Annotated in this window: 20 protein-coding genes, 11 tRNA genes and 1 rRNA gene; 30 read left to right on the top strand and 2 right to left on the bottom strand. The window is 41.3% G+C overall.

Annotated elements, in window-relative coordinates; all coding sequences use genetic code 11:
- The first annotated feature begins 1,164 nt into the window (after positions 1-1,164).
- The 3 genes from cshA to QUF86_RS04070 all read left to right on the top strand — a co-directional run bounded on the left by cshA (position 1,165) and on the right by QUF86_RS04070 (position 4,817).
- On the top strand, positions 1,165-2,664 hold the full coding sequence (cshA, locus tag QUF86_RS04080; RefSeq protein WP_289318750.1) for a degradosome RNA helicase CshA: 1,500 nt from the start codon (positions 1,165-1,167) through the stop codon (positions 2,662-2,664).
- Between the two features lie 214 nt (positions 2,665-2,878).
- Positions 2,879-3,352 carry a PH domain-containing protein gene (locus QUF86_RS04075; protein ID WP_289333678.1) on the top strand — a complete coding sequence of 158 codons (474 nt, stop codon included), beginning with the start codon at positions 2,879-2,881 and terminating at the stop codon, positions 3,350-3,352.
- A complete protein-coding gene (locus QUF86_RS04070; protein ID WP_289333677.1) occupies positions 3,345-4,817 on the top strand; it encodes a PH domain-containing protein in 1,473 nt (490 codons plus the stop codon). Before QUF86_RS04075 ends, QUF86_RS04070 begins: the two co-directional genes overlap by 8 nt.
- A gap of 23 nt (positions 4,818-4,840) precedes the next feature.
- Here QUF86_RS04070 and QUF86_RS04065 read toward each other — a convergent pair whose 3' ends face one another.
- A complete protein-coding gene (locus QUF86_RS04065) occupies positions 4,841-5,431 on the bottom strand; it encodes a rhomboid family intramembrane serine protease (protein ID WP_289318753.1) in 591 nt (196 codons plus the stop codon).
- A gap of 107 nt (positions 5,432-5,538) precedes the next feature.
- Between QUF86_RS04065 and acpS the strand changes: the two genes are divergently transcribed.
- The 14 genes from acpS (at position 5,539) to QUF86_RS03995 (ending at position 16,907) form a co-directional block, all read left to right on the top strand.
- Positions 5,539-5,895: a holo-ACP synthase gene (acpS, locus tag QUF86_RS04060; RefSeq protein ID WP_289333676.1), complete on the top strand. Its 357-nt coding sequence runs from the start codon at positions 5,539-5,541 to the stop codon at positions 5,893-5,895.
- Between the two features lie 237 nt (positions 5,896-6,132).
- Positions 6,133-7,137 carry a LolA family protein gene (locus tag QUF86_RS04055; protein WP_289333675.1) on the top strand — a complete coding sequence of 335 codons (1,005 nt, stop codon included), beginning with the start codon at positions 6,133-6,135 and terminating at the stop codon, positions 7,135-7,137.
- Between the two features lie 242 nt (positions 7,138-7,379).
- Positions 7,380-8,543: an alanine racemase gene (gene alr, locus QUF86_RS04050; protein ID WP_289336187.1), complete on the top strand. Its 1,164-nt coding sequence runs from the start codon at positions 7,380-7,382 to the stop codon at positions 8,541-8,543.
- Positions 8,544-8,703: 160 nt separating this feature from the next.
- A complete protein-coding gene (locus QUF86_RS04045) occupies positions 8,704-8,985 on the top strand; it encodes a CopG family ribbon-helix-helix protein (RefSeq protein ID WP_034306380.1) in 282 nt (93 codons plus the stop codon).
- A gap of 7 nt (positions 8,986-8,992) precedes the next feature.
- Positions 8,993-9,343 carry a type II toxin-antitoxin system PemK/MazF family toxin gene (locus tag QUF86_RS04040; RefSeq protein WP_034306610.1) on the top strand — a complete coding sequence of 117 codons (351 nt, stop codon included), beginning with the start codon at positions 8,993-8,995 and terminating at the stop codon, positions 9,341-9,343.
- 438 nt (positions 9,344-9,781) lie between these two features.
- Positions 9,782-10,609: an RsbT co-antagonist protein RsbRA gene (locus QUF86_RS04035; RefSeq protein ID WP_289318756.1), complete on the top strand. Its 828-nt coding sequence runs from the start codon at positions 9,782-9,784 to the stop codon at positions 10,607-10,609.
- Positions 10,610-10,611: 2 nt separating this feature from the next.
- Positions 10,612-10,968: an STAS domain-containing protein gene (locus tag QUF86_RS04030; protein ID WP_048682053.1), complete on the top strand. Its 357-nt coding sequence runs from the start codon at positions 10,612-10,614 to the stop codon at positions 10,966-10,968.
- Between the two features lie 3 nt (positions 10,969-10,971).
- The gene (locus tag QUF86_RS04025) at positions 10,972-11,373 is read left to right on the top strand and encodes an anti-sigma regulatory factor (protein ID WP_289318757.1); all 402 of its coding nucleotides are present in this window, start codon (positions 10,972-10,974) and stop codon (positions 11,371-11,373) included.
- A 9-nt stretch (positions 11,374-11,382) separates the two neighbouring features.
- Positions 11,383-12,393 (top strand): PP2C family protein-serine/threonine phosphatase, encoded by a 1,011-nt coding sequence (locus QUF86_RS04020; RefSeq protein ID WP_289318758.1) that lies wholly within the window; start codon positions 11,383-11,385, stop codon positions 12,391-12,393.
- A 59-nt stretch (positions 12,394-12,452) separates the two neighbouring features.
- On the top strand, positions 12,453-12,785 hold the full coding sequence (locus tag QUF86_RS04015) for an anti-sigma factor antagonist (RefSeq protein WP_289318759.1): 333 nt from the start codon (positions 12,453-12,455) through the stop codon (positions 12,783-12,785).
- Positions 12,782-13,255: an anti-sigma B factor RsbW gene (rsbW, locus tag QUF86_RS04010; protein ID WP_034306366.1), complete on the top strand. Its 474-nt coding sequence runs from the start codon at positions 12,782-12,784 to the stop codon at positions 13,253-13,255. The genes QUF86_RS04015 and rsbW overlap by 4 nt, the downstream gene beginning before the upstream one ends.
- On the top strand, positions 13,233-14,021 hold the full coding sequence (gene sigB, locus QUF86_RS04005; RefSeq protein ID WP_289318761.1) for an RNA polymerase sigma factor SigB: 789 nt from the start codon (positions 13,233-13,235) through the stop codon (positions 14,019-14,021). The genes rsbW and sigB overlap by 23 nt, the downstream gene beginning before the upstream one ends.
- On the top strand, positions 14,018-14,629 hold the full coding sequence (locus QUF86_RS04000; RefSeq protein ID WP_289318762.1) for a PP2C family serine/threonine-protein phosphatase: 612 nt from the start codon (positions 14,018-14,020) through the stop codon (positions 14,627-14,629). The genes sigB and QUF86_RS04000 overlap by 4 nt, the downstream gene beginning before the upstream one ends.
- 94 nt (positions 14,630-14,723) lie before the next feature.
- Positions 14,724-16,907 carry a Tex family protein gene (locus tag QUF86_RS03995; RefSeq protein ID WP_289333674.1) on the top strand — a complete coding sequence of 728 codons (2,184 nt, stop codon included), beginning with the start codon at positions 14,724-14,726 and terminating at the stop codon, positions 16,905-16,907.
- Positions 16,908-16,987: 80 nt separating this feature from the next.
- On the opposite strand, the gene cmpA is transcribed toward QUF86_RS03995, so the two are convergent.
- On the bottom strand, positions 16,988-17,107 hold the full coding sequence (gene cmpA, locus QUF86_RS03990; protein WP_089364909.1) for a cortex morphogenetic protein CmpA: 120 nt from the start codon (positions 17,105-17,107) through the stop codon (positions 16,988-16,990).
- 83 nt (positions 17,108-17,190) lie between these two features.
- Here cmpA and QUF86_RS03985 point away from each other — a divergent pair, with 83 nt between their 5' ends.
- The 13 genes from QUF86_RS03985 (at position 17,191) to QUF86_RS03925 (ending at position 20,566) form a co-directional block, all read left to right on the top strand.
- Positions 17,191-17,670, top strand: a complete 480-nt coding sequence (locus QUF86_RS03985) for a SprT family protein (RefSeq protein ID WP_289318764.1) — start codon at positions 17,191-17,193, stop codon at positions 17,668-17,670.
- A gap of 132 nt (positions 17,671-17,802) precedes the next feature.
- Positions 17,803-17,877: transfer RNA gene (locus QUF86_RS03980), tRNA-Asn, on the top strand.
- Positions 17,878-17,884: 7 nt separating this feature from the next.
- Positions 17,885-17,975 (top strand) — tRNA-Ser (locus QUF86_RS03975).
- Positions 17,976-17,992: 17 nt separating this feature from the next.
- Positions 17,993-18,064, top strand: a tRNA-Glu gene (locus QUF86_RS03970).
- A gap of 15 nt (positions 18,065-18,079) precedes the next feature.
- Positions 18,080-18,155 (top strand) — tRNA-Asp (locus tag QUF86_RS03965).
- Positions 18,156-18,232: 77 nt separating this feature from the next.
- Positions 18,233-18,307: transfer RNA gene (locus QUF86_RS03960), tRNA-Gln, on the top strand.
- A 10-nt stretch (positions 18,308-18,317) separates the two neighbouring features.
- Positions 18,318-18,393 (top strand) — tRNA-Lys (locus tag QUF86_RS03955).
- Between the two features lie 9 nt (positions 18,394-18,402).
- Positions 18,403-18,484, top strand: a tRNA-Leu gene (locus QUF86_RS03950).
- 59 nt (positions 18,485-18,543) lie between these two features.
- Positions 18,544-18,629 (top strand) — tRNA-Leu (locus QUF86_RS03945).
- Positions 18,630-18,647: 18 nt separating this feature from the next.
- Positions 18,648-18,724: transfer RNA gene (locus QUF86_RS03940), tRNA-Arg, on the top strand.
- A gap of 7 nt (positions 18,725-18,731) precedes the next feature.
- A tRNA-Pro gene (locus tag QUF86_RS03935) sits at positions 18,732-18,808 on the top strand.
- Positions 18,809-18,838: 30 nt separating this feature from the next.
- A tRNA-Gly gene (locus QUF86_RS03930) sits at positions 18,839-18,912 on the top strand.
- Between the two features lie 103 nt (positions 18,913-19,015).
- Positions 19,016-20,566 (top strand): 16S ribosomal RNA (locus tag QUF86_RS03925).
- Positions 20,567-20,701 lie beyond the last annotated feature (135 nt).

Genomic DNA, 20,701 nt, shown 5'->3' with positions numbered 1-20,701 from the left:
TTTAGATGATCTTATATACCTGGAAATGTAAAGGGGATTGGTAGTAAGCCCTATCTTTTTCAATGGGAGTAAACGTGGAAGGTACCCAATTTTTTTGAATAAAACCTCCTACAATAGGATTGTTGAAACTATTTCATTAAAACACATATCATGTATATAAATAGATGTTCGTTTTGTAAAATCATTTAATATTTCCGCTCCAATTTTAAGAATCCATTTACTTATAAATGGATATAGTAACTACGGTAATCCTAGAATCAGACGATGTAGCATCTCTAAAGGAAAAATAAAAATCAATCGGAACATTTTAACCCTTTATTAAATGGCACATTGAATGAACATGCTATATTCTTTCTCAAACGTATCAAGGCCAGCCATTTCCATGTAGGAATATACCAATTTTCCTATTTTTAAAACGATCTAAAGTTTTTAGTAACCATGAATGGGGCGATATCCTTTATTGCAATAACAGTTTGAAAATGGTAATATGATGTATGAGTTTAAATGTCTTATCATTGATGATTATTTAAATTAATCAGGTTGAGGCAACAAAATTGTATGTTCTTACATGTTTCATGAGTTCATTCTTGAGATTATTTTAGATTAAATAGGCCGCGCGTCTGGTCATATATAAAAGCTGCATCTCTTGGCGGCTTTAGTAGCTATTAGGGAATCAAGCCGCATATTAGCGCTTTTCCACTTCTGCAAATCCTCAACGCACCGGGCCTGTTTTGTATAAGAATCTTGGCTCTCGTCAAGTTTTGTTCATACAGTCTTTTTAAGTCTGATGAATAATAGGTGCAGCAGCCCTCACCTGAATAAAACGGTGAAACACCCGTTTATGCTACTTTTAATTTTCCATATTGAATTTAATTTTGGTTACATGTACTTTTAAAAAGATGAGCGTATGTTAATGATAAGTTTACACGTGCGCGAAGTTAAAAATGCCAGTGAATGTTCGTACTGGTATATTTCCTTTTTAAAAAATCATATTGAGTTCATTTGAACTAAAAGGCAGACATACTTTTAGGTGATAATGATAAACTTTTTCATAAGAGATAAAGTAGAACATCCGTCATGATGATGAGGATTTGAACAAAAACATCTGTGCATGATTCATAAATGCACGTGTAAATTTACGAAATAAAAAGGAGTACGAAAACATTGACATTGTTTAGCGAATTAGGATTAGATAGAACGTCTATGAAATCAATAGAAAAAATGGGTTTTGAAGAAGCGAGCCCGATTCAATCCCAAACGATACCACTAGCACTTGAAGGTAAAGATATCATTGGTCAAGCGCAAACAGGAACAGGTAAAACGGCAGCATTCGGTATCCCATTGATGGAAAACATCGATATTAATAACGAAAACGTGCAAGGGATTGTTATTGCACCTACACGTGAGCTTGCCATTCAAGTTTCTGAAGAACTTTTCAAACTTGGTTACGGAAAACGCGCTCGTGTATTAGCGGTTTATGGTGGACAAGATATTGACCGTCAAATCCGTGCTTTAAAGAAAAAACCACACATTATCGTTGGTACACCTGGTCGTCTTTTAGATCATATCAAACGTAAAAATATTAAATTAGGCGGAGTTCACACTGTAGTTCTTGATGAAGCAGATGAAATGCTTAACATGGGATTCATTGAGGATATCGAATTGATCCTTTCAACGGTTCCTGACGAAAGGCAAACATTGCTTTTCTCAGCTACAATGCCTGATCCAATCCGTAAAATTGCTGAAAGATTCATGCGTGAACCCGTTCTTGTGCGTGTAAAAGCGAAAGAAATGACTGTGGATCGCATCGAACAATATTACTTGGAGTTAAAAGAAAGTGAAAAGTTCGATACACTGGCACGTCTTTTCGATATTCAAACACCGGATCTTGCCATCGTCTTCGGACGTACGAAACGCCGTGTGGATGAATTGGCTTCTGCATTGAATATCCGCGGTTATATGGCTGAAGGCATTCATGGTGACCTTAGCCAGGCAAAACGTCTATCCGTTTTGAAAAAATTCAAAGAAGGAAGCATCGATGTACTTGTCGCTACTGATGTGGCTGCACGTGGACTTGATATTTCCGGCGTAACTCACGTATACAACTTTGATATCCCTCAAGATCCGGAAAGCTACGTTCACCGTATTGGACGTACAGGACGTGCGGGTAAACACGGTATTGCCATTACGTTTGTAACACCAAGGGAAAGAGGCCAACTGCATGCGGTTGAACATACAACGAAAAAACGTATGGAGAAACTTAAGACTCCAACGTTGACTGAAGCGTTGGAAGGTCAACAAAAAGCAGTAACGGAAAAAATCCTTAATACAATCGAGAATGATGATTTATCATTATACCTTGGTCAAGCGGAAGAATTACTACAAAAACATAGCGCGGCGGATTTAGTGGCAGCTATGCTTAAATCAATGACAAAAGAACCGGATCAAACGCCAATCAAGTTAACGGAAGAATCTCCATCTCCAATGCGTCGTAATCGCGGAGGAAGCAGTTCTTCTAGTAACAGACAGCGCAATGGCCGCAGTTCTTCAGGCAGAAAAGATTACGGTAGCGGGGCAAGTAAACGCCCAAGCACGAACCGTAAATCGAATGGTTACGGAAACCGTAGCACGAGCCAAAAAAGAGAAAAATCAAATAAGATTTAATTGAATTGGAAATGCCGCTCAATTGAGCGGCATTTTTTTATGTGCATCTCCATATTCCGTGGTATCCAAATGAGTTGTGGTTTTTGGATGAACTGTTCAAAGACTTGTTTGAAAAGTGGTTAAATCCCAGCATTTAATTATAGTATAATGGATGAAAGTGAAGGATGGATGATGAAGATTCATTCAAAAATACCTTGACGGAAGAGGAGAAACCATGGAACCCGAAAATCGCATATCGAATAGGGCCTTGACCGTATGGAAAATCAGTGGTCTTATAAGCTGTTCAATAACTTGGATTATAAGCATCGCCGTACTCGTGCTTACAATCATTTTTGATTGGACATATTGGATATTTGGAGCATTGATCATAATTTCGATAATCCAATCCTATCTGTCCATTTTTCTCATTCCTTCGGTGAAATGGAAGAGATGGCGTTACGAAGTAAAGGATACGGAAATTGATATCCAAAGTGGTATTTTTGTCATTAAAAGAACACTCATACCGATGATTAGGGTTCAGCATGTTGAAACGAAGCAAGGACCATTATTAAGAAAATATGATTTAGCCTCCATTGAAATTTCCACTGCCGCGACCCTTCACGTCATACCTGCCCTGAACCTTGAAGAGGCAGATGAACTGCGGCACTATATTTCCAGAATGGCGAGTGTGGAGGAAGAAGATGTCTGAACCTAAAAGGCTTCACCCCATAGCTGTATTGCTTAACATTATTAAATCAATCAAGGAGTTAGTTATCCCTTTTTTATTAGTAATCGTTATTCCTGGGAAGAATGAAGGGATTCCTGGCTGGATTCAGCCGCTAGTCATTTCCGTTATTATACTTTTTCTGATAGTTATTGCATTCCTACAATGGTTTCGTTTTACATATCGCATAGAAGAGGGCGAATTCAGAATTGAGTCCGGAGTATTCGTAAGGAAGAAACGGTATATAAAGTTTGATCGAATCCATAGCATTGATATATCAGAGGGTATCATCCAGAGGATATTCAGGCTAGTGAAGGTGAATATTGAAACTGCAGGCGGATCTCAGGCTGATGCTGTATTATCAGCCATAAGAAAAAGTGATGCCCAGCGAATCAATTCTTTTATAAGCGAGGAAAAAAACAAAAATACGAATAACCCTCTTGATGAGGATGAAGATGAAGTGGCTGGTTATGAAGATGCAGCAAAAACGGCTTCTGTCTTTAAACAGACACTGCCGCAATTATTCGTCATGGCTGCCACTTCGGGGGCGGTTGGTGTCTTTTTATCTGGAGGAATCGCTTTTATTTCACAGTTTGATGAAATGATCCCTTTTGAACGGATATTTAAGGATTATGAAGATTTAATTGGAATGGGAACCATTATTCTGTCCGTGCTTGCCCTTGTGGCCTTGTTGGTGGTTTATGTACTGGCTACATTAAGTATGGTAATTAAATATGCTTCTTTTACTGTGATAAAAACGGATGATGAAATCGTTATTTCCAGAGGACTTCTCGAGAAAAGACAGCTGACAATCCCTATCCATAAAATACAAGGTATCCGGATCATGGAGAATTTCGTTCGAAAGCCATTGGGATTGGCGACGGTTTATCTTGAATATGCAGGAGGCAGCATGGAAGATAAAGAAAGTCTATCCATCATGTTGTTCCCTTTGATCAAGAAGGGGTATTTACCTGAAAAAATCCTGGAAATTTTACCTGTTTATCAAACAACCACTGAGATGAAGCCACTCCCTAAGTATGCGCTTTCCCGGTATGTGTTTCGCAAGGTTCTATACATCATCCCGATAATCGGAGCTATGGTATGGTTTGTCAGACCTTGGGGTTTACTTTCCTTTTTGATTGTACCGTTGGCGATCTTTTGGGGTTACATGCAATATAGAGATGCAGGATGGAGTATCGAAGGGAATTTGTTGCTATTGAGCAGCCGCTTTTTCTCAAAGCAAACATTGATCATGCAGAGAAGCAGAATTCAATCAATCACGTATAAAAAAAGTTGGTTTCAGAATCGAAAGGAATTAGCTACGATTTCAGCATCGATTAAATCTGGAGTTACTTCCAGGGTCGGCATGGTTGTGGATGTAGAAGAAAAGGATTGCCTAATAATTAAATCATGGTATTTGCCAAAAAAAGCAGTCGACTCCAATGATTGAAAGTAAAGAGTCGGCTGTTTGTCCTACCATTTTTTTCTCAAGTATAATGGAGCTGTTAAAACGCCGGTTGCAAGACCGGCCAAATGACCGACAACGTTAATCTGTGGTTGGATGAATGTCATGATAATGGCAATTCCGGTCAGTGTATATACTGTATTTCTTTCGTTATTTGTAAAATTTGTTTTATTAAACAGTACAAGGTAAAGGAAGAAACCGAGTAAACCAAAAATTGCACCGCTGGCACCTACGTGGTTATATGTCAGTGGTTTAATCAGGAAGGTTGCGATGTTAGCAAGGATTCCGGTTGATAAAAAGAAGATTGAAAATTTTATGGATCCAAGGAATTTCTCCAGGAATGGACCAAAGATGGCAAGTGAGAACCCATTGAACAGTAAATGTGTAAACGTGCTATGTAGAAAGATGGGGGTGATCAAACGCCACCATTGTCCATCGGCGATGTATAAGTTTACACCTGTGCCGTAATAAAAGAGTACATTGCCGGGAAATATGGGGAAAAGGATGAGAACGAAAACAATCATCATAATGAGTATGAGCACAGTCACAGCTCGATATGAATTTGCGTATTCGCGGAAGCCTTCTGTTCTTGTAAACATAAATTCCTCCTTATTATTTTTATAATTAGATACAATATTATCATTTTCAGGTAAAAGAGTCCTCCTAATGATATGCAACTTATTACTTTAATAGAAGAGGTGTCAAGGTGATTAAAGGTATAGGCGTGGACATTACTGAGTTGGATAGAATGGAAACACTGATTAATCGGCAACCCCGTTTAAAGGAACGTATATTGACAGAAAAGGAAATCTCGATTTTCGAAAAGTTAAATGGAAGAAGGAAAGTCGAGTATTTTGCTGGACGTTTTGCAGCAAAGGAAGCTTTTTCCAAAGCGTATGGTACAGGGATCGGTAAGCACCTGTCCTTTTTGGATATCGAAATCACATCGGATGAAAAAGGAAAGCCAGTGATTTCAAAGCCGTTTTCTGAAGGGGTCCATCTTTCGATTAGCCACAGCAGGGATTATGCTGTGGCTCAGGTCGTAATTGAAAGGGTGAATTGAGTTTTGTCCAATCGGGTCATAAACCTTAAGGTTGTCTCATATACATTTAGTGCTATAGGGAGACAAGGCCCGGTAAAAGGTACATGGCAGAGTAGGTGCTCTCGAAAAGTTTTTAGCCCGGATCGAACTGGTCCGTGGCTGAAATACCGAGGAAACTAAGACATCAGTCGAGCCAATGTCCGGATCCTGCCTTTTCCTCTCCCTTTTACGTTCAAATGACAAAAAGGGGTTGAAAAGATGAAGAAGATGTTAATGCTTTTTGCAGGGATCATGCTCTTGCTTGCTCTTTCTGCTTGCGGCCAAAAATCACAGGGTGACGTAGTGAGTGAATTGAATGAGAAGCTTGGCGAAATGAAAGGATATAAAGCTAACGCGAAGATGACATTAAAGATGGGGACGGAACCTCAAGTGTATAATGTGGAGATTTGGCATAAGGACCCTTCTTTTTACCGCGTAAATCTTAAAAATGAAGAGAAGGATCAAAGCCAGATGATTTTAAAAAATGATGATGGTGTATATGTTTTGACGCCTGCTTTGAATAAAAGCTTTAAATTTCAAAGTGAGTGGCCGGAGAACAGCAGTCAGGCTTATTTGTTCGAGTCGTTGGTGAAAGACATTACGGAAGATAAAAGTGCGACATTTAAAGAAACGGATAAACATTATGTCTTTGAAACGAAAACGCGCTACCAAAACAATAAAATGTTGCCATTTCAAGAGATTACTATAAACAAAAAGAATTTATCTCCAGTCAGTGTAAAAGTCATGGACCCCGATAAGACCGCATTAGTCCTTGTTGAATTTTCAAAAGTGAAATTCGATACGACTTTTGATAAAGATTCATTCGATATGAAGAAAAATATGACAAGTGCACAACTTGAAGCACCTGTTATGGCAGAAGTCCAAAATGAAGGGTTTGCGGTGAAATACCCAGAAAATATCGGTGATATGAACTTAACGGAAGAAAAAGAAATAGCAACGGAAAAGGGAGAACGTGTCGTTTTGACCTATGAGGGTACAAAAAGTTTTACATTGGTTCAGGAAAAAGCTGAGGTAGTCCAAACTTCCGTTTCGACGAATGTAAATGGAGAGCCGGTTGATTTGGGTTATACAGTCGGCGCCATTACAGGAAATACGATTGCATGGACTTTTGAAGGTGTGGATTATATGCTTGCATCAAAGGACTTGGAACAGGAAGAGATGATAGAAGTCGCCCGTTCCGTTGGGGGAGATCCAGTCAAATAGGATTACATAACAAGCTGATTTTTCCCGTCTCCTCATGAAGGCTTCTTCTGGGAAGGATAGGCGGGGAAGCAGCTTGTTGACATTTTAGATCCTTCCATTTGGTATGGGTTGGCAAGCTGGAAAATTAGATCAAGGTGAAAAAGCACTTTATCTTTCTATCAGTTGGTTATAGAATGGTCCTATAATGAAACGAAAACTTCGCTACTGGGAAGAATCTTACTGTGAGTGCAGGAAAGAAGGAAATGGGCTTGGAAACGAAAATATTTCATCGAGATACGTGGGCAGAAGTAAATTTGGATAATATTTTTGGAAATATCTCTTCATTGAAAAAAAGACTGGGAAATGGCGTTAGTCTTTTCGCTGTCGTTAAAGCGAATGCTTATGGCCACGGGGACTATGAAGTGGCTAAAACGGCACTTGAAGCGGGGGCTGATTTTTTAAGTGTCGCTTTTTTGGATGAGGCACTTGCTTTACGGAAAAAGGGAATATTGGCTCCAATTCTTGTACTTGGGGCATCGAGGCCTGAAAGTGCAGCGCTTGCTGCCGAGTATGGGATTTCCGTGACGGTTTTCGATGTAGTGTGGTTAGAGAAGGCAAAGGATTTATTGAAACCGGGACAAGTTCTGCAAGTTCATGTGAAAGTGGATAGCGGCATGGGGAGAATTGGCATTCGTGATGAAGGTCAACTCCTGAAAGTGGAAAGTTTGCTTAAGCAGGAGGCGTGTTTCAACTTCCAAGGGATATTCACACATTTCGCGACGGCAGATGAATTGAAGACCGACTTTTATGAAAAGCAGCTTGCTTCATTTAAAGGGATGCTTTCCGCATTGATTAGAAAGCCAGAATATATTCATGCAGCCAATAGTGCAGCTTCTTTAAGGTTTACCGATCCGGAATGGAATGCAATAAGAATGGGGATTTCCATGTATGGTTTGAGCCCTTCCATGGAAATGCAGCCGATATTGCCATTTCCCTTAAGACAGGCTATATCTTTAAGAACGAAGATGGTCGCGGTTAAACAGCTTGCTAAGGGTGAAAGCGTTAGTTATGGGGCAACTTATACGGCTGAAGGTGATGAATGGATTGGGACTTTGCCAATCGGTTATGCTGACGGCTGGATCCGTAAACTTCAAGGTCAGGAAGTTCTTGTGGATGGAAGCAGAGTGCCGATTGTCGGCAGGATTTGCATGGATCAATGCATGATCAAGCTACCTGGACCATTCCCTGTAGGAACAGAGGTCACACTCATCGGGAATGATGGTGATGAATCGATTACTGTTGATGAGATAGCGGCAAAGCTGGAAACGATCAATTATGAGGTAACATGTATGATAGGTGCAAGAGTGCCCCGCATATATATAAAAGATAATCAGTTGAAACATGTACGTAACTTCATCTTGGAATGACAGGATTGTAAATAAATCCTAAGATTGTGAATAAGATTTCCTTTATTATGCTGATAATAGGATTGAGAATAGAATATACTCTTTGCAGATAGGCATTTTAATGGTAATATTGAAAAGGATATATAATAAAGGTGTGTAGTGATGGTGGAGGTGTATGTTTGTGTCTGAATCCAGCGCAACAAGAGAGATATTAATTCGATTACCTCAAAATTTTTTAACAGAGTTAGATGGGTATGCGAGTGAAGAAAATGTAAATCGCAGTGAATTTATTTATCGTGCCACAAAAATGTATCTTCGCGAACGTAAAAAGAAAGAGTTTCGTGAATCGATGAAACGCGGTTATATTGAAATGGCGGCCATTAATTTAACGATTGCTTCTGAAGCCTTCCAGGCTGAATTCGAGGCTGGTCATTGCGTTGAACGATTAGTTAGCGGAGGCTGAGCCATTGATTGTTGTTAAGCGTGGTGACGTATACTTCGCAGACCTTTCCCCGGTAGTCGGTTCAGAGCAGGGTGGAACCCGTCCGGTACTAATTTTACAAAACGATATTGGTAATCGCTTTAGTCCGACTGTGATCGTGGCAGCCATTACAGCTCAAATTCAAAAAGCGAAATTGCCTACGCATGTTGAGATTAATGCAAAAAAGTACGGATTCGAGCGGGATTCCGTCATTTTATTAGAACAGATCCGGACAATTGATAAGCAGCGATTAACTGATAAAATTACGCATCTTGACGAACCAATGATGCAAAAGGTCAATGAAGCTTTGCAAATTAGTTTAGGCCTCATTGAGTTTTAGAGAAAAATTTTCCCGTTAAACCGGGCGTTATTATAATACAAATCATTCTTGATGTTTTTAGATGGCACGATTCCTGCAACGGTGGGAATCGTGTTTTTTTTGTCGAAATAACATGCCCGAAATTAAGTAATACAGAGGATTACTCTTCTTGCATATTATTATGAATGTACTTAATCTTACAGCAGGATATATAAAAAATTTGACGAATAAAATCAGTATATAATTAGAAATTGGATAGAATCCTCCTAACTTTTCTTTGAAATGATGTTTTCCTTACCTGAATTTTGGGTATGTAGTTATGTTGTAAATACTTAAATAAAAGCAAAAGTGTAAGGGAAAACCCAATGGAAAACTAGATGGGAAAAACATTACAGTTAGTTAACATCCTTGTGACGAGGACAGGGGAACATAGCAATTGTGTTAGAATGGGAGGATATTATGAATCAATTGGTTTACGATTTTATTAAGCAAAATCAAGATTACATCCTAACTGAGTGGATGGGCATCATGAAGGAAAGTACAGACGAAAGATTAATTAAAGTCGTCTCCGATCGAATGTTCACGCAAACGAGCAGTGAATTTATAGATATGATCATCACGAATGTTGATAGTAAAAACAAGGAATTCACATTGAAGCTTTCAGATTTTGCCGAGAAAGTCGTCCAATTGGGATGGCCTCTCACTTTCGTCAATGAAGGTCTTCATAAATTCACGTTAATTGTCATTAATGGTATGGTGGCCAAGGGTCTGGTGACCCCTGATAATCAAGTCAATCTTGTTAACCATTTGGATAAATGGGCAACTCCAATAAATAATGAAATAGTCAATATTTATACCCAAACTTGGGAAAGAACTGTTACTATGCAAAAAATAGCCTTGCAAGAACTTTCGGCTCCGCTCATTCCTGTATTGGAAGGCATTACGGTTATGCCGCTGATTGGTACAATTGATACAGAACGTGCCAAACAGATAATGGAGAACCTGTTGACTGGCGTTGTTAAGCATAGATCTGAAGTTGTCCTTATCGATATAACGGGTGTGCCTGTCGTGGATACCATGGTTGCTCATCATATCATTCAGGCAGCGGAAGCAGTCCGATTAGTGGGTGCAAAATGTATACTCTGCGGCATTCGCCCTGAAATAGCTCAAACCATCGTTAACCTAGGCATTAATTTAAATGAAGTGATTACAAAAAATACATTGAAAAAAGGGATAGAAGTTGCGTTGGAATTAACGAGCCGTAAGATCGTAAAGGTGGAGGGATAAGTATGAGGATTCCGATATTAAAGCTTTATGACTGCTTGTTAGTCTCTATACAGTGGGAGTTGGATGATGTGACTGCCCTTCAATTTCAAGAGGATTTATTGCATAAGATTCATGAAACAAGCGCGAATGGCGTAGTTATAGATATTACCTCAATAGATTTTATAGATTCCTTTATCGCAAAGGTATTAGGCGATGTCTTTAGCATGTCTAAGCTTATGGGGGCCAAGGTTGTAATTACGGGGATCCAGCCTGCTGTTGCAATAACATTAATTGAACTGGGAATTAGTCTCGATGATGTTCTGACAGCATTAGATCTAGAGAAAGGCCTGGAGAAATTACAACAGGAATTGGGGGATTAAAGAATGGAGTTCCAATCCTGCGTAAAAATCATAAATGAATGGGACATCGTAGCTGCAAGGCAGCTCGGAAGAAATGTCGCTAAAGAGTTGGGGTTCGGCACTGTAGACCAGGCGAGGATCACAACGGCTATAAGCGAATTGGCCCGAAATATATACCTATATGCTGGACAAGGCAGTGTTAGCATAGAGAAGCCAAATAAAAATGGGAAGTCAGGATTGAAAATCATTGCAGAGGACAAAGGGCCGGGAATTGAGGATATCCGGAGAGTCATGGAAGATGGATATACCACCTCAGGGGGACTGGGGGCAGGCCTTCCGGGAGTCAAACGTTTAATGGATGACTTCGATATTGAATCGATACCAGGTGAAGGGACTAAGATTGTCGCTACGAAATGGCTCCGTTAGGGGGGGACTATGGATATTAGGGAGAACATGGAGAAAAAGTATCATGAGGCGCTTTCTACTTATCTTAAAGACCAAAATGAGCAAGCACTCTACCAAGGGCAAAAGATTAGCCGCCTACATATTAAATACAATATATCTCCTGAAGAAATAATCAGTATGCATAAAAATAACTTAATGGAACTTTACCCGGAATTACCGGGAAAAGTATTGGATTCTTTCGATTTTCTGCTGGAAGTCATGATGGGCTATGGCATAGCATACCGTGAACATCAAAGCCTTAGACATCAACAGCAGGAACTGAAAACGGAAATTGAGATTGCGGCAAACGTTCAACATACTCTTTTGGAAACGGAAATTCCTGATATCAAAGCTCTTGAAATTGGGGCGATCAGTGTTCCGGCCAGACAGATGAATGGAGATTATTATCATTTTGTCCAAGATGAAAATGAGCGAATCGGGGTAGGGATAGCTGATGTCATAGGAAAAGGCATTCCGGCTGCATTGTGCATGTCGATGATTAAATATGCGATGGATAGTCTTCCGGAGCATCGACATGAACCGAAAAGCGTGCTTGAGAGTTTGAACCGTGTTGTGGAGCATAATGTGGATCCAAGCATGTTCATAACCATGTTCTATGGTTTATATGATCCGCATGACAGGCAATTTTCCTATGCTTCAGCTGGACATGAACCTGGATTTTACTATGATGCCGCTACAGGTACATTTAGCGATTTGGATGCAAAAGGTTTGTTGCTTGGAGTTGATAAAAAAACAAGGTATCGCCAATATGAAAAAACGGTGAATGGCGGAGACATGATCATTTTATTATCTGATGGAGTAACGGAGTGCCGGACGAATGATGGGTTCATAGAAAGGGAAACGCTTATTGGTTTCATTAAAAAGAATATGCACTTACAAGCCCAGGAAATGGTGAATAATATATATAAGCAATTGGAGAAAATGCAGAACTTCCAACTGCGGGATGATTTCACATTAATAATTTTAAAATCAAATGTTTAGTATTATTTCCGCGGGGTATAGATATAAGAATGATGAGCATTTAAAGAGGTGGGTCAAGGATGAATATAACTGTAGATGTTAATGAATTAAATACTGAATTTATTGTAAAACTAAAAGGTGAAATCGATGCCTATACTGCACCAAAACTAAGGGAATCACTATTTCCGATTTCAGAGCAGGACAATGTTTCGATTACTATTGATTTAACCGAAGTTTCCTATATGGATAGTACGGGACTTGGGGTATTTGTCGGTGCTTTTAAAAGCGTAAGGGCAAATAATGGCGAATTCACTTTAGTTGGGTTATCAGAAAGGTTACGACGTTTGTTTGATATTACTGGTCTTGCAGATATCATTGATATAAAAAGTGGTACAGAGGGTGGGTTAGAATGAGTCAAGTATATGATTACATCGAAATGAAAATACCTGCAAAACCGGAATTCATCGGTGTCATTCGTTTAACGCTTTCTGGAATAGGTAGCCGGATGGGGTTTGCGTATGATGAAATTGAGGATTTGAAAATAGCTACCAGTGAGGCTTGTACAAATGCAGTACAGCATGCATATAAGGATTCCGAAAAAGGTGAAGTGAAAGTGAGTTTCGGGCTTTATCCTGACCGTTTGGAGGTCATGGTTTCTGATAGCGGTAAGAGCTGTAATTTCGAAGAGGTTCGCCAAGGGCTCGGTCCATACGAAAATGGACAAAAAGTTGAACTCTTGAGAGAAGGAGGCTTGGGTCTTTACCTCATTGAAACTCTGATGGATGATGTGAAAATTCATCAGCATGACGGGGTTACAGTATTTATGACTAAGTTTTTAGAAGGAGAGCAGGTGGAGATGGATGCAAAAACAGTCTCAACCTAATCAGGCACAAAGAGAACAGGTAAATGAATGGATTAGAGCTTATCAGCAAGACCAAGATGATGAAGCACAGAGCAATCTAGTCATCCATTATAAAAGTTTGGTTGAAACAATCTCCCGTAAGTACGCGAAAGGAAAATCGTTTCAGGAGGATATCTCCCAGGTCGGCATGATTGGTTTATTAGGTGCCATCCGACGATATGATGAATCCTTTGGTAAGAGCTTTGAGGCATTTGCCGTCCCTACTATAATTGGGGAAATCAAAAGGTTCTTGCGTGACAAAACATGGAGTGTCCATGTGCCAAGAAGAATAAAGGAACTTGGTCCAAAAATCAGGGTGACTGTCGAGGAATTAACAACGACACTTCATCGTTCACCAAGAATAGATGAAATAGCCGATTGTATAGGAGTGACTGAAGAAGAAGTTTTAGAAGCGATGGAAATGGGAAAAAGCTATCAAGCTTTATCTGTTGATCATTCTATTGAGGCGGACTCTGATGGCGGTACTGTCACATTACTTGATATATTCGGTAATGTAGATGAAGGTTTTGAAAAGGTCAATCAGCGCCTCGTGCTCGAAAAGGTGCTGCATGTGTTAAGTGACCGTGAAAAGATGATCATTCAACATACTTATTTAGAAAATTTAAGTCAAAAAGAAGCTGGCGATAAACTTGGAATTTCTCAAATGCATGTGTCGAGACTCCAGCGACGCGCGATCAAGAAACTTCAAGAAGCGATTAATGCTGAAAACTCGGAGTTAATTCAGTGATCAAAGATATTCTGAGGGGAGAAAGAATTGAAGTCGTTGTCTCTCAATCCTCTAAAAACGGGATGGTTTATTGTGGTGATGATTACTTCTTTCTTCATACGAAAGAATACTTTGTGTGTGTACTGGCTGATGGGCTAGGTAGCGGGAAAAACGCTTACGAATCTTCCCATGCCGTCATCGAGGAAGTAAAACGTAATCATGAGTTGGATGTAGAATCACTAATGGCAGTGTGTAATCAAGTTTTAATCGATAAGCGGGGGGCCGCCGTTTCCATTTTGAAGATATTTTATGACAAGAATGAATTTGTATACAGTTCAGTGGGTAACATCCGCTTTTTCCTGTATAATCCAAGCGACGACAAACTAGTTTACCCTTTACCTGTTACAGGGTATTTATCCGGCAGGAAACAAAAATACCGGACGCAAAGCTACAAATTTGAACCAAATGCAAAATTCATTCTTCATTCCGATGGTTTAGAACTTAAGGGAGCTAAATCTTTTTTAAAAAGGCTGGTCCCTATCGATAAGAACGCCAAATGCATTTTAGAAAGCAGTCCAACAACTGCAGATGATACAACTTTCATTTTAGGAAGCTTACTTTCCTCGTAATTCGGAAGTGAGCTTTTTTGTGTTGAATTCGCAACTTCATCTCTCATTTGCTAGACTATATATATATAAGATCAAAAGGTTGGGGGTAAACATAATGATCGTTGTAGAAGATACCTTAAAAGAATTGATTAAACAAATATCCAATGAGCTAACTTTGAAAAATCATCAAGTTCAAAACGTCATACAGATGCTGCAAGAGGGGAATACTGTTCCCTTTATTGCCCGATATAGAAAAGAAATGACAGGTTCACTTGATGAAGTGCAGATTCGATCCATCATGGAGAGGTGGAACTACCTGGAAAACTTAGGCCAGAGGAAAGCGGAAGTTACGCGTTCGATTGGTGAACAGGGGAAATTGACAGAAGAATTAACAAGGCAAATCGAGAAGGCGACAAAACTGCAGGAAGTCGAAGATTTATACAGGCCATTCAAGCAAAAAAGGAGAACGAAAGCGACGGTCGCTAAAGAAAAGGGTCTTGAACCACTGGCTACTTGGCTTCTTGAATGTCAAATCCATGCTCGAGTAAGCGAAAAAGCCACTGAATTCGTATCGGCAGAAAAAGAAGTTCCTTCTATTGAAGAGGCTATTGCAGGAGCGCAGGATATCATAGCAGAACATATTTCCGATGATGCAGAATTAAGGAAGTGGATAAGGGCTGAAATTTTCAAAGCTGGAAAAATAATTTCGACTGTGAAAAACGAAGAGAAGGACGAGAAAAAAATCTTTGAGATGTACTATGAATATGAGGAGCCGGTTCAAAGAATCGTACCACATCGGGTGTTGGCGCTAAATAGAGGTGAAAAGGAAGAGGTTTTACGAATATCCATTCAGCCTCGTACGGAAATCATCATTGGTCATCTGGAACGGAAAATCATTAAAAATAACAAATCTGAAGCCCAGGTTGTTCTTAAATCGGCAATTGAAGATGGACTTAAGCGTTTGATCATGCCTTCTGTAGAACGGGAAATCAGAAAAGAGCTGACGGAAAAAGCTGAGGATCAAGCTATCCATATTTTCTCTGAAAACCTCCGGAACCTGCTCTTGCAGCCCCCGCTTAAAGGGAAAGTGGTCCTAGCCTTAGATCCGGCATATCGGACTGGCTGTAAGTTGGCTGTCATTGATGAAACCGGAAAGGTACTCGATATCAGTGTAATCTATCCGCATCCTCCTGTTGCGAAGCTTAATGCTGCCCGTGAAAAAACGATCGAAATACTTCAGCGGTTCTCGGTTGAGATCGTGGCAATCGGCAATGGTACCGCATCACGTGAATCAGAGCAATTCATCGCAGATATTCTAAAAGAAGTGAACGGGAATATTTCATATATTATTGTTAATGAAGCGGGAGCCAGTGTGTATTCAGCCTCGGATATTGCCCGTGAAGAGTTTCCGGATCTTCAAGTGGAGCAGAGAAGCGCCGTATCAATTGGCAGAAGGCTTCAAGATCCCCTTGCCGAACTTGTTAAAATCGATCCTCAATCCGTGGGGGTAGGACAGTATCAACATGACGTGTCCCAGAAAAAGTTAACGGAATCCCTCACCTTTGTAGTAGAAACAGCTGTTAACCAGGTGGGCGTGAACGTCAATACCGCTTCATCGTCACTATTACAATATGTAGCTGGTTTATCAAAATCGGTTGCTCAAAATATTGTGAAGAAAAGGGAAGTGGAAGGGAAGTTTTCAAGCAGGAAGGAATTAAAGAAGATTCCCCGCCTTGGTGCCAAAACATATGAACAATGCATAGGGTTCCTGCGTATCATTAATGGAGATGAGCCTTTGGATCAAACTGCGATACATCCTGAGAACTACAGTGCCGTGAATAAATTGTTGAAGAAAATGGGATTCACATCTGTGGATTTAGGCAGTGATGCACTTAATGAAGAGTTAAGTAAACTAAAACCGGCCGAGTTAGTCAATGAATTGGAAATTGGGGAAATTACGATTCAAGATATCATTGATGATTTGATGAAACCGGGAAGAGATCCTCGGGATGAATTATCAAAACCACTGCTTAAGCAAGATGTACTGAAAATGGAGGATCTACAAACTGGGATGGAATTACAAGGCACAGTGAGGAATGTTGTGGATTTCGGTGCGTTTGTGGACATTGGTGTCAAACAGGATGGACTGGTGCATATTTCCAAACTAAGCAACCGGTTTGTAAAACACCCATTGGATATAGTTGCCGTTGGGGATGTTGTGACGGTTTGGGTAGAACTGGTCGACTCTCAAAAGCAAAGGGTATCTTTAACTATGCTCGAGCCAAAGAATCAAATCTAGCCTATGGAAAGCTCCTTCTATAATTTGAAGGGGTTTTTTTAGCGAAGCGAATGTATGTCATATTTCGAACACAGTTGAATCTATAACCGGAGACTTTCTTTTTTTTGATAAAAAAACCAACATTGATTCAACATCTTCACTTGATAATAATCCTTTTCATAAAAGGCTTTACGTATTTGATTCTGGAACCAATTAGGCATAGCTTTTCCTCCCTTAGTTTCCTATTGTATTATTAGTCTATGTTATAATGGGTTGTCATGTTACCAAGGAAAGGGAGGGGGAAATGGATAATCTGCAATTGCAAAAACTAGTCGAAGAAATTTCGTTGAAAGACTTTAAAAAGACCTTTAACCACGTAGCCACTTTTAATCCGCGTCTCCGAACTACAGGAGGACGATACTTGCTGCGTTCACACAATATAGAAATCAATAAGAAGTATCTTGATGAACGCGGTGTGGAAGAAATGATTGGCATCATAAAACATGAATTGTGCCATTATCATCTGCACATCGAGAAGAAAGGGTATCAGCATCGTGATGCGGACTTTAAGCAATTACTCAAAAAAGTCGGGGCACCGAGATTTTGTGAGCCACTCCCATCAAACCAAGTAAAGAGAAAGATGAATACTATTCAATATAAATGTGAAGACTGTCAGCAGGTGTATATAAGAAAAAAACGAATCGACACTATCCGTTTCGTTTGTGGTAAATGTCGTGGAACGTTGATTTACCAAGGGTTCAAGGAAGAAAAAACAAAAATATAAAAAAACACAAAAGAACCCTTGACTTTAGGTTGCAACCTCTTTATAATCATAAGAGTCGACAAGATAACAACTTGTTCTTCACGACAAACATTAAGGTCCTTGAGCGTGAAAAAGGAACCCAATTTTCATTATTCCGCAGTAGCTCAGTGGTAGAGCATTCGGCTGTTAACCGAACGGTCGTAGGTTCGAGTCCTACCTGCGGAGCCATTTTTTTGGGGAAGTACTCAAGAGGCTGAAGAGGCGCCCCTGCTAAGGGTGTAGGTCGCGTAAGCGGCGCGAGGGTTCAAATCCCTCCTTCTCCGCCAGTTACACATTTTATCAAGGCCCATTGGTCAAGCGGTTAAGACACCGCCCTTTCACGGCGGTAACACGGGTTCGAATCCCGTATGGGTCACTTTCTAATAATGCTGGTCCCGTGGTGTAGCGGTTAACATGCCTGCCTGTCACGCAGGAGATCGCGGGTTCGATTCCCGTCGGGACCGCCATTTTTTTAAAAAATACTTGCTAAAATAATATTATCGTGATATAATATTAACCTGGCTGTTAATTAGTATTTGATTAATGGGCTATAGCCAAGCGGTAAGGCAACGGATTTTGATTCCGTCATGCGAAGGTTCGATCCCTTCTAGCCCAGCCATTTTCATTTGGAGCCATTAGCTCAGTTGGTAGAGCATCTGACTTTTAATCAGAGGGTCGAAGGTTCGAATCCTTCATGGCTCACCATTTATTTTCGCGGGTGTGGCGGAATTGGCAGACGCACCAGACTTAGGATCTGGCGCCGCAAGGCGTGGGGGTTCAAGTCCCTTCACCCGCACTGATAATTTTCTTCTTGACATCAAGTTGAAAAGGTGTTAAACTTACAAAGTCGCTTTCGCGGTCGTGGCGGAATGGCAGACGCGCTAGGTTGAGGGCCTAGTGGGGGAAACCCCGTGGAGGTTCGACTCCTCTCGGCCGCACCAATAACATCATAGAAATTAGCGCCCGTAGCTCAATTGGATAGAGCATCTGACTACGAATCAGAAGGTTGTAGGTTCGACTCCCGCCGGGCGCACCATATTTTACGGGAAGTAGCTCAGCTTGGTAGAGCACTTGGTTTGGGACCAAGGGGTCGCAGGTTCGAATCCTGTCTTCCCGACCATTCTTTCTGAAAATATCTTAAAAATTAAATGCGGGTGTAGTTTAGTGGTAAAACCTCAGCCTTCCAAGCTGATGATGAGAGTTCGATTCTCTTCACCCGCTCCAATATTATTATTGCTCTTTGAAAACTGAACAAAACAAAGCGCCAACGTTAAATTTTAAGTGAGCACACACTATCAAAAAAAGCAAAATGAGCAAGTCAAACATTTCTTCGGAGAGTTTGATCCTGGCTCAGGACGAACGCTGGCGGCGTGCCTAATACATGCAAGTCGAGCGAATCGATGGGAGCTTGCTCCCTGAGATTAGCGGCGGACGGGTGAGTAACACGTGGGCAACCTGCCTATAAGACTGGGATAACTTCGGGAAACCGGAGCTAATACCGGATACGTTCTTTTCTCGCATGAGAGAAGATGGAAAGACGGTTTCGGCTGTCACTTATAGATGGGCCCGCGGCGCATTAGCTAGTTGGTGAGGTAATGGCTCACCAAGGCGACGATGCGTAGCCGACCTGAGAGGGTGATCGGCCACACTGGGACTGAGACACGGCCCAGACTCCTACGGGAGGCAGCAGTAGGGAATCTTCCGCAATGGACGAAAGTCTGACGGAGCAACGCCGCGTGAACGAAGAAGGCCTTCGGGTCGTAAAGTTCTGTTGTTAGGGAAGAACAAGTACCAGAGTAACTGCTGGTACCTTGACGGTACCTAACCAGAAAGCCACGGCTAACTACGTGCCAGCAGCCGCGGTAATACGTAGGTGGCAAGCGTTGTCCGGAATTATTGGGCGTAAAGCGCGCGCAGGTGGTTCCTTAAGTCTGATGTGAAAGCCCACGGCTCAACCGTGGAGGGTCATTGGAAACTGGGGAACTTGAGTGCAGAAGAGGAAAGTGGAATTCCAAGTGTAGCGGTGAAATGCGTAGAGATTTGGAGGAACACCAGTGGCGAAGGCGACTTTCTGGTCTGTAACTGACACTGAGGCGCGAAAGCGTGGGGAGCAAACAGGATTAGATACCCTGGTAGTCCACGCCGTAAACGATGAGTGCTAAGTGTTAGAGGGTTTCCGCCCTTTAGTGCTGCAGCTAACGCATTAAGCACTCCGCCTGGGGAGTACGGCCGCAAGGCTGAAACTCAAAGGAATTGACGGGGGCCCGCACAAGCGGTGGAGCATGTGGTTTAATTCGAAGCAACGCGAAGAACCTTACCAGGTCTTGACATCCTCTGACAACCCTAGAGATAGGGCTTTCCCCTTCGGGGGACAGAGTGACAGGTGGTGCATGGTTGTCGTCAGCTCGTGTCGTGAGATGTTGGGTTAAGTCCCGCAACGAGCGCAACCCTTGATCTTAGTTGCCAGCATTCAGTTGGGCACTCTAAGGTGACTGCCGGTGACAAACCGGAGGAAGGTGGGGATGACGTCAAATCATCATGCCCCTTATGACCTGGGCTACACACGTGCTACAATGGATGGTACAAAGGGCTGCAAACCTGCGAAGGTAAGCGAATCCCATAAAGCCATTCTCAGTTCGGATTGTAGGCTGCAACTCGCCTACATGAAGCCGGAATCGCTAGTAATCGCGGATCAGCATGCCGCGGTGAATACGTTCCCGGGCCTTGTACACACCGCCCGTCACACCACGAGAGTTTGTAACACCCGAAGTCGGTGAGGTAACCTTTATGGAGCCAGCCGCCTAAGGTGGGACAGATGATTGGGGTGAAGTCGTAACAAGGTAGCCGTATCGGAAGGTGCGGCTGGATCACCTCCTTTCTAAGGATAATTACGAGAGCGCTTTTGTTTTGTTCAGTTTTGAATGAGTAATTCATTCAGATAGGGAAGAAAAACATCACGATGTGATGGATTCTTTCTGCTTTGTTCCTTGAAAACTAGATAATAGATAGAAGG

This window comes from Peribacillus sp. NJ11, assembly GCF_030348405.1.
Taxonomy (GTDB): domain Bacteria; phylum Bacillota; class Bacilli; order Bacillales; family DSM-1321; genus Peribacillus.
This window is presented reverse-complemented; position numbering and strand designations above follow the sequence as displayed.

Coding starts and splice junctions, on each gene's coding strand:
- rsbW (WP_034306366.1), top strand. CDS start 12,782: ATGAGTCAAGTATATGATTACATCGAAATGAAAATACCTGCAAAACCG.
- cmpA (WP_089364909.1), bottom strand. CDS start 17,107: ATGCCTAATTGGTTCCAGAATCAAATACGTAAAGCCTTTTATGAAAAG.
- alr (WP_289336187.1), top strand. CDS start 7,380: ATGGGCTTGGAAACGAAAATATTTCATCGAGATACGTGGGCAGAAGTA.
- QUF86_RS04065 (WP_289318753.1), bottom strand. CDS start 5,431: ATGTTTACAAGAACAGAAGGCTTCCGCGAATACGCAAATTCATATCGA.
- QUF86_RS04030 (WP_048682053.1), top strand. CDS start 10,612: ATGAGGATTCCGATATTAAAGCTTTATGACTGCTTGTTAGTCTCTATA.
- QUF86_RS03985 (WP_289318764.1), top strand. CDS start 17,191: ATGGATAATCTGCAATTGCAAAAACTAGTCGAAGAAATTTCGTTGAAA.
- sigB (WP_289318761.1), top strand. CDS start 13,233: ATGCAAAAACAGTCTCAACCTAATCAGGCACAAAGAGAACAGGTAAAT.
- QUF86_RS03995 (WP_289333674.1), top strand. CDS start 14,724: ATGATCGTTGTAGAAGATACCTTAAAAGAATTGATTAAACAAATATCC.
- QUF86_RS04015 (WP_289318759.1), top strand. CDS start 12,453: ATGAATATAACTGTAGATGTTAATGAATTAAATACTGAATTTATTGTA.
- QUF86_RS04070 (WP_289333677.1), top strand. CDS start 3,345: ATGTCTGAACCTAAAAGGCTTCACCCCATAGCTGTATTGCTTAACATT.
- QUF86_RS04035 (WP_289318756.1), top strand. CDS start 9,782: ATGAATCAATTGGTTTACGATTTTATTAAGCAAAATCAAGATTACATC.
- QUF86_RS04075 (WP_289333678.1), top strand. CDS start 2,879: ATGGAACCCGAAAATCGCATATCGAATAGGGCCTTGACCGTATGGAAA.
- QUF86_RS04055 (WP_289333675.1), top strand. CDS start 6,133: ATGAAGAAGATGTTAATGCTTTTTGCAGGGATCATGCTCTTGCTTGCT.
- QUF86_RS04020 (WP_289318758.1), top strand. CDS start 11,383: ATGGATATTAGGGAGAACATGGAGAAAAAGTATCATGAGGCGCTTTCT.
- QUF86_RS04025 (WP_289318757.1), top strand. CDS start 10,972: ATGGAGTTCCAATCCTGCGTAAAAATCATAAATGAATGGGACATCGTA.